The sequence below is a fragment of the Synechococcus sp. R3-13 genome, from assembly GCF_047462195.1.
Classification (GTDB): Bacteria; Cyanobacteriota; Cyanobacteriia; order Thermostichales; family Thermostichaceae; genus Thermostichus.
Map to the genome: position 1 here is coordinate 1 of NZ_JANSIO010000195.1, position 7564 is coordinate 7564.

Annotated in this window: 7 protein-coding genes; 2 read left to right on the forward strand and 5 right to left on the reverse strand. The window is 59.1% G+C overall.

What is annotated here, in order from left to right:
* Together NW856_RS05850 and NW856_RS05855 are read right to left on the reverse strand one after the other, a co-directional pair.
* Positions 1–838: DUF4351 domain-containing protein (locus NW856_RS05850; protein WP_414399494.1), on the reverse strand; the 838-nt coding region annotated here is incomplete at its 3' end.
* A gap of 20 nt (positions 839–858) precedes the next feature.
* Positions 859–2319, reverse strand: a complete 1461-nt coding sequence (locus NW856_RS05855) for a TldD/PmbA family protein (RefSeq protein ID WP_011433971.1) — start codon at positions 2317–2319, stop codon at positions 859–861.
* A gap of 280 nt (positions 2320–2599) precedes the next feature.
* Between NW856_RS05855 and NW856_RS05860 the strand changes: the two genes are divergently transcribed.
* The gene (locus tag NW856_RS05860) at positions 2600–3220 is read left to right on the forward strand and encodes a uracil-DNA glycosylase (RefSeq protein WP_414331024.1); all 621 of its coding nucleotides are present in this window, start codon (positions 2600–2602) and stop codon (positions 3218–3220) included.
* A gap of 57 nt (positions 3221–3277) precedes the next feature.
* Here NW856_RS05860 and NW856_RS05865 read toward each other — a convergent pair whose 3' ends face one another.
* Together NW856_RS05865 and NW856_RS05870 are read right to left on the reverse strand one after the other, a co-directional pair.
* The gene (locus NW856_RS05865; RefSeq protein WP_414399495.1) at positions 3278–4126 is read right to left on the reverse strand and encodes a methyltransferase domain-containing protein; all 849 of its coding nucleotides are present in this window, start codon (positions 4124–4126) and stop codon (positions 3278–3280) included.
* A gap of 122 nt (positions 4127–4248) precedes the next feature.
* Positions 4249–5043 carry a CDP-alcohol phosphatidyltransferase family protein gene (locus tag NW856_RS05870; RefSeq protein ID WP_414331020.1) on the reverse strand — a complete coding sequence of 265 codons (795 nt, stop codon included), beginning with the start codon at positions 5041–5043 and terminating at the stop codon, positions 4249–4251.
* 298 nt (positions 5044–5341) lie between these two features.
* Here NW856_RS05870 and NW856_RS05875 point away from each other — a divergent pair, with 298 nt between their 5' ends.
* Positions 5342–6325 carry an ABC transporter ATP-binding protein gene (locus NW856_RS05875; protein ID WP_414344385.1) on the forward strand — a complete coding sequence of 328 codons (984 nt, stop codon included), beginning with the start codon at positions 5342–5344 and terminating at the stop codon, positions 6323–6325.
* A gap of 74 nt (positions 6326–6399) precedes the next feature.
* Here the strand turns inward: NW856_RS05875 and NW856_RS05880 are convergent, their stop codons facing one another.
* Positions 6400–7515: a glycosyltransferase family 4 protein gene (locus NW856_RS05880; RefSeq protein ID WP_414330513.1), complete on the reverse strand. Its 1116-nt coding sequence runs from the start codon at positions 7513–7515 to the stop codon at positions 6400–6402.
* Positions 7516–7564 lie beyond the last annotated feature (49 nt).

The window sequence follows — 7564 nt, forward strand, 5'->3', positions numbered from 1 at the left end:
CATTCCTCCCGACCCTCGCCCTGTGGGCAGAGAGCGGGGCTCCTGCGGTTTCTAGCTGACGGGCCAGCCAGGCGGTCAACTCTTCCGAGCTGCTGAAGTCCAACAGAGCTTCCCCCAGCGCCTCCAGTTGTGACGTTGACAAAGCCCAAATCTTATTCTCAAGGGCCGGGTCAAGGGATCCCAACTTCCGCCTGAGCAGCCGCAAAACCAGCGTTGCTTCCCCGTGTTGCAATCCCTGTTGTAATCCTTGTTGTAGCCCTTGTTGCAGGCCCAGTTGTAGTCCTTCTCTGCGTCCTTCTTTGCGCCCTTCTTCCAGCCCCTCTCGCAGAGCTTCTGCCCGCCACTCTTGGTAGATCACCGATTCCCTCATATCCAAAGACCTCATGATTTGTCGAATCAAACCCCAATCCAATGCTAGTCCTGCCAAGACGGCTGTTGCGGCTGCCAATTCCCTTCTCTCACTGGGGTCTGCCAAGCTCTCTAGCTCACTGACCACCTCTCGCAAGGTTTCTGCTGGATCTTCCACCTGGCTTAGAACCCGAAACGGTAGCAGGGCTTGCCGATCCGCTCCGGCCCTCAAATCGCATTCCCACAGGCGGACAACATCAAACTCATGGCTCAGCCTCTCTAGACGAAAAGAGGTCTGGAAAACTCGCTCCGACCCCGTTTTGCGCAAGTCAATCGCGTTAGCGGTGCGGAGCACCTTGACCACCTGCTGCACCGATAGGTGAGGATACCTCCGATAGAGTCGGAGCCGAGCCACTTCTCCCATGAGCCAGCGGACAAACTGCTCTGGGAAACGCTCGGCCAGATATTTGCAGACGTTGTCATAGGCCATGTCGAGGTGGATCCCTGGAATTAGCGACCGCCCACGGTAATGGAATCTACCTTGATGTGAGGCTGCCCGACGGTGACGTAAATGCTGCCACTTACAGAGCCACAGAACCCAGCTGCCAAGCTGAGGTCCTTAGAACACATGGAGATTTTGGTCAAGATGTCTTTGGCTTCTCCGATCAGGGTGGCTCCCTTGAGGGGTTTGGTAATCTTGCCGTTTTCGATGAGATAGGCTTCTTCGACGGCGAAGTTAAATTGCCCAGTGGGGCCGACGCTCCCTCCCCCCATACGCTTGCAGTAAATGCCTTTGTCGATAGAAGCAAAAAGATCGTCCAACTCTGCATCTCCAGGGGCGATGTAAGTGTTGCGCATACGGCTGGCAGGGGCAAAGGTGTAGTTCTGTCGGCGACCGCTGCCGGTGCGGGGGTGGCCGGTGCGCATTGAGCCGGCCCGGTCGGCCAGGAAGTTCTTCAAAATGCCCTTTTCAATTAGCAAAGTGCGCTGGACCGGCATGCCCTCGTCATCCACATCCAGGCTGCCAAAGGCCCCTTCAGAGAGACCTTCGTCCCAGGCGGTGAGGTTTTTGTGGGCAATTTTCTGGCCTTTTTTGTCGGCAAAGGGAGTGGTTTTGCGCTCAATCTGGGTGGTTTCCAACAGATGCCCGCAGGCTTCGTGGAAGATAACGCCGCCAAAAGCGTTGGACATCACAATCGGGTAGGTGCCGGATTCCACGTAGTCGGCATAGAGCATCTGGCCGGCGGCTTCTGCCAGTTCCCGGCTATGGGCCTCCAGATCCCAACGGCGCAAAAAGTTGGGATCCCCCGTACCGCCGGAGCGTTGACTGACAGAGGCGCGATGGGATCCATCGGCACAGAGCAGCGTAGAGCTCACGGATTGGGTGAGGCGCACATCCCGCACAAAGGTGCCATCGCTGCAGGCCACCAGAATCTCTTGCCAATCGCGGAAATAGGTGGTGCGGCGGGACTGCACATGGCGGGCTTGGCGACCCAGTTGCTCGTTGGCTTTGAGCAGGATCTCCCCCATCTCCGCAATGGGGCTACATTCCTTCAACCAGCCATCTTTGCGGCGACGCTCGCCGTAGTCCTGCAGCATCTCCAGGTTGATGGCAGAAACCAGCGCTGTGGGGCCGGGAGGGGTGAGGCCCATCAGCGAAAGGCCCTTCTCCAGAGCAGCCTTGAGACCGGCAAAGGATAGATCGTTGGTGCTGACGTAGCAGTCGGCCAAGCCGCGAAACACCCGCACGCCGGCCCCGGTGGAGAGCCGTGGGGTGATGCTGGTGATGGCGTCATCTTCGGCCAGGCAACTGATGGAATTGCCCCGTTCTAGGAAAATCTCCACCAAGTCCGCACCAGCAGCCCGACCCCAACCCAACAAGGCAGAGAGGGGATCCCGCCAATCCTCGTCGAAGCGCTGTAGAGTATGACGGTAGTTCAGGTTGGGCAGTTCTTTGGACAAAAGCAGCATGGCAGGCTCAGGGAGTAGAGACGAGCTAAGGCCGGCGCAAGTTTTCGTTTTCTCAGTTTAACAAGGAGTAAAGGTTCTCCCCTGCCGGCAGGTTGGCCTTGAGCTTGACAAGGGCGGGGGAGCAATCGAAGATCGCTGCACAAGGAAACCTCGACTTGCAATGGCTGCCAAGAAAAGACCGCCGGAGCTTCAGCCCAGCCTGTTTGACGATCCCATCGAGCCGCCAGCCCCGGCGGAGGAGACACTCCCCCAGTGGGATCAGATCCCCCTGTCGGCCCAGGTGTCCATCCCCCCCGGCACTTACAGGGATTTGGAGCAACTGAAGCAGCATTGTTTGGTATGCCAGCGCTGCGACTTGGCAGCCAGCCGTACCCATGTGGTGGTGCATCGGGGCAACCCCAAGGCAAGGATTTTAATCATCGGAGAGGGGCCAGGGGAAAGCGAAGACCTGCAGGGGCTGCCTTTTGTGGGCAAGTCGGGACAATTGCTGGATAAAATCCTGGCTTCGGTGGGGCTGGATCCCGAGCAGGACACCTACATCTGTAATGTGGTCAAGTGCCGCCCCCCTAACAACCGCGTGCCCACCCAGGAGGAGATGGACGCCTGCCGTCCCTATCTGTTGGAGCAGATTCGCCTGGTGGATCCCTGGATTATTCTGCTCACGGGGGCCACCTCGGTGCGCTCCCTTTTGGGCGAGAAGCGAGGGATCACCAAGATCCGCGGGGAATGGATCCAGTGGCAGGGGCGCTGGTGTATGCCCATCTTTCACCCGGCTTATCTGCTGCGCAACCCAGACCGCACCCCCGGCAGCCCCAAGTGGTTGATGTGGCAGGACATTCAGGCGGTGAAGCAAAAGTATCTGGAACTCACCGGCACAGCACCGCCCCAGCCCAACTTTTGAGCCCATTTCCCCAAGCGCCCCTCCTCCCAAAGGGGAGCAAGGGATCCCTGCGGTGGGCTAGCTTTTGGGTTTGAACCCAGTCAGCAGGCCAAAGCGGAGCAAGCCGGTGGCATAAGCCCGACGCATCAGGCCCAGCCCCAGTGCCGCCCGAAGGGTAACCCAACCGCTGCGCAGCAAAGCCGGGATCCAGCGCCAGTCGCGGGCGGAAGCGATCACCTCATCCCAGAAGGGGGCCACCCGCTCCGACCAGTCAGCACTGCGCAACTGCTCAAAGCCCACCTGTTGGGCCAGAACCTCGTAGCCGGAGAGGCTGATCACATAGGGTAGGCAGTACACCTCGTAGATTTTCTGCAAAAGCTGTTGATCCTGCCGACTCAGGGATCCCTCGCGGTGGCACCAGGTTACCACCATCACCTGCCCGCCCGGTTGCAAGACCCGCCAGCCCTCGGCCAGAAACTGCCGCTTATCCGGCATGTGCTCGCCGCTTTCCAAAGACCACACCAGATCAAAGGTGTTGTCTGCAAAGGGCATCTCCAGGGCATCGGCCACCTGAAATCGCACCTTGTTGCTCAGGCCGGCCTCTTGGGCGCGCTCCGTAGCCCGCTGGGCTTGGACGGGGCTGAGGGTAATGCCCGTAACCTGTGCCCCAAAGCGCCGGGCTAACTCCAAGCTGCTTCCCCCAATGCCACAGCCAAGATCAAGAATGTGCTGGGGAGGGCAGGGATCCCCGATCTGGCCCCACTGGATAACCCTATCAATCAAGTCAATCTGAGCTTGGCGGCGATCCTTACCGGTTTGGCCCGGCTCGTAATAGCCATGGTGCATGTGCTCCCCCCACACCCGCTCCCAGAGGCCGGAGGAGGCATCGTAGAAGTGGCGAATGCGTTGGTTGAGGGTGGAGGTCATGGCAACAGATCTCCATGGCTTTTTTATTTTGGATCCTCTCGCCCGGTGAAATCTGATGGGGAACCCTTGTAACCCAACTCGCGCCAGCCGGACGGAGCCATAGTAGCAGACCCTTTCCGGGCTCACCTTGGAGCAGAAAGCGATCCCAGCGCCCAAACCAACCGCTGCACAGCACTCAAGAGCACCAGAATCGCCATCAGCCCAAACAAGCCCACCATGTACTCCGGGAAAAGGAAAAACAAGCCGTAGAAAAAGATGGTTTCGCTGCCCTCGATAAGCCCCGACGGCATACTTAAGCTGGTCAGTTCATCCAGGGATCCCGCCCCGACAGTGCCATCCGTCCTTGTTGCTCCGCAACGCTGTCGCGAACGCCGTTTTTCCAACAGCCCTGCCAAATACATCCAGGAGCAAAGGTTGATGTAAAAGCTGGCCAGCATCAGAGCCAGAGAAGCATAGCCCAGCAGGGATCCCTGGTGAAAGGCCAGCCCCAGGGGAACGACTGCGTAGACCACCACGTCCAGCAGCATATCCAGGTAGCCCCCCAGATCGCTTTGCCGTCCCTGCAGACGAGCCAACGTGCCGTCCAGCCCATCCATAAACCGGTTCAGCAACCACAGGCCCAGCCCCCACCCGTAGGCCCCATAAGCTGCCGCCACGCCAGAGGCCAGGCCCATGGCAAACCCCGACAGGGTAATGGCTAGGGGATGCACCTGTTGGAGAGGGGTTTGCAGCACTGGAGCCAACAGCCGCTCCTTCCACTGCCTAAGCACCTTATCCAGCAAGAAACACTCCTTTCTTATTGCTCTGCAACGCTGTTGCCGATGATCACCACCGGCTGGGATCCCAGAGGCCAGAGGCACAAAACCTCTGGATTCAATTTTCTTGCTCCGCACCGCCAACGCGATGGAAATCATCATCCCAGAATCATCCCAGATGATGAGAATGCTACTGAAGGGAGGTCAGAGCAAAGTGCTGTGCCTACGGCAAAGGAACCGCACCGCTGTTGCGAATGAAGCGGATACCTACGCGGAGTATGTTTGCTCTGGCCCCTTTCCTCTACCGGAAGTGCTGCGGCAAGCCTAGGCTGGGACAAAGCCTGTGGGTAAACTAAAGGTTAGGCTGGGTAGCCTATCGCCTGGCGGACTGTGTGCTCCTTAACTCGGTGTTCGCGGCACCTTTTTCTCCCTCAACTCCAACATACCTACGAGCGAGTCCATGAGCGAGACCCCCACTTCCCCAGCAGAAGCGTTCGCGGCACCAGAGCCGGTCATTGCCATCACCGGCCTGACCAAAACCTATCGCACAGGATTTTGGCTGAACAAGGTGGTCAGCCCCCTCAAAGATTTTTCTCTGACTGTGGCCCGCGGAGAAACCTTTGGGCTGCTGGGGCCCAACGGGGCCGGGAAAACCACCACCATCAAATGCCTACTGGGCATTGTGGAGCCCACCCGCGGCAGCGGCACTTTGCTGGGCAAACCCCTGGGGGATCGCTCCATCAAGCAACAGGTGGGATATTTGCCGGAGAACCCCTATTTTTACGATTACTTGACGGCATGGGAGTTTCTCCAGTTTGCCGGCAAGGTGTTTGGTCTGCCCAATAGCCTGTTGAAGGAGCGGATCCCGCAACTGCTGGAGCTGGTGGGGCTTTCTATAGATACGGCCCGCAAAAAACAACTGCGCACCTACTCCAAGGGCATGCTGCAGCGCACTGGCATGGCCCAAGCGCTGATCAACGACCCAGAGCTGGTGTTTCTGGATGAGCCGATGTCGGGACTGGATCCCATGGGCCGCTATCAAATGCGCGAGATCATTCTGTCCCTCAAGCAGCAGGGCAAAACGGTGTTTTTCAACAGCCATATCCTGGCGGATGTGGAAGTTATCTGCAACCGAGTCGGCCTGATCATCGGCGGCAAATTGGTGCATCAGGGAACTTTGGATGACTTGCTGGGAGAGAGCAAAAGCTATCGGGTACAGGGGCACGGTGGCGCCGTCGAACAGTTCCGCGACCGCCTAGAGCACTTCTCGATTCAGGGATCCCATTGGTCGGGGGAATGGAGTGGATCCCTACCGGAGTTGCTGAGCCTTTTGAACCAAGCGGGGGCACTGGTCACCGACTTGCATTGGCAACGGCAATCCCTAGAAGAATTCTTTGTGGAGCAAGTGCGGGCCATTGAGGGGGATCATCCGGTCTCTGCGTAGACTGGCCGCTGGCGTTGGAGAGAGCAAGGCGGAGTCCTCATGTGCCCCGAGCCTTTCCCACTAGGGAACCACTGCTAGCCGGCGGCAATGACGGATCGGTAGTAGTTCTCCAACTGTTGGGTGGCTGCCGACCAACTCCAGCGTTCTGCCTCTTGGCGAGCTTGCTGTCGGAAGAGCTGCCGCTGCCCGGCACTGCTGAGCAGTTGCTGGGTAACCTGGACAAAGTCGCTATCCGAATTGGGATCGAACAGAAAGCCATTGCGCCCACTGTCCACCACATCGGTAATGCCGCCGCAGCGGGGGGCGATCACCGGACAACCGGCAGCCATGGCTTCCAACAGAACCAGCCCCAAGGTCTCGGTGCGGGAGGGGAACACGAACAAATCCGCCGAAGCAAAGGCCGCTGCCAGAGACTCCCCCTGCAGATAGCCCGTAAACACCACATCGTAGCCGGCAAAATGTTGCTCCAGGGATCCCCGCTCTGGCCCATCCCCCACAATAGCTAGGCGCGCCTGCGGGATCCGCTCTAGCAACACCCGGATCCGCCCTACTTCCTTCTCAGCCGAAAGCCGTCCCACGTAGAGCAAAAGAGGCCGTTCCGGTTGCCCTGCGGTGAGCCGAGCCCGCATCTCTGGACTGGCAGCCTGGGGATGAAACAACTCCGTATCCACTCCCCGCTGCCACAGTTGCACCCGCTCAATGCCGTGGGCGCTCAGCTCCTGCATCATGGCCGTTGAGGTGCAAAGATTGACCCGCGCCAAATTGTGCCCCAGCTTCAGGAGATTCCACAAAACCCCTTCCAGAAAGCCCAGCCCATAATGCTGCAGATACTTCGGCAGATGGGTATGGTAGGAGGCCACCAGCGGGATCCCCATCGTCTGGCTGTAGTAGAGGCCCCCCAATCCCAAAACCGCCGGGTTCACCACGTGGATCACATCCGGTCGGAAACGGCTGAGCAACTTACCGATGGCCGGGCCAGGGGCGGCCAGCTTCAACTCTGGATACAGAGGCAGCGGCATCCCCGGGATCCCGTAAACCCGTGCCCGTGCAAACCGCCGCGGGGCTCCCCGGGGCGCGACGATGAGCACCGAGTTACCACGAGCGGTTAGGTGACGCACCGTGTGGCAGAGGCGGGTAACAATGCCGTCCACCTTGGGCAGAAACGTCTCCGTAAACAGGGCTATGCGCATCAGGGATCCCAAGCCTACTGTTATTGCTCCGCAACGCTGCTGCGACCGC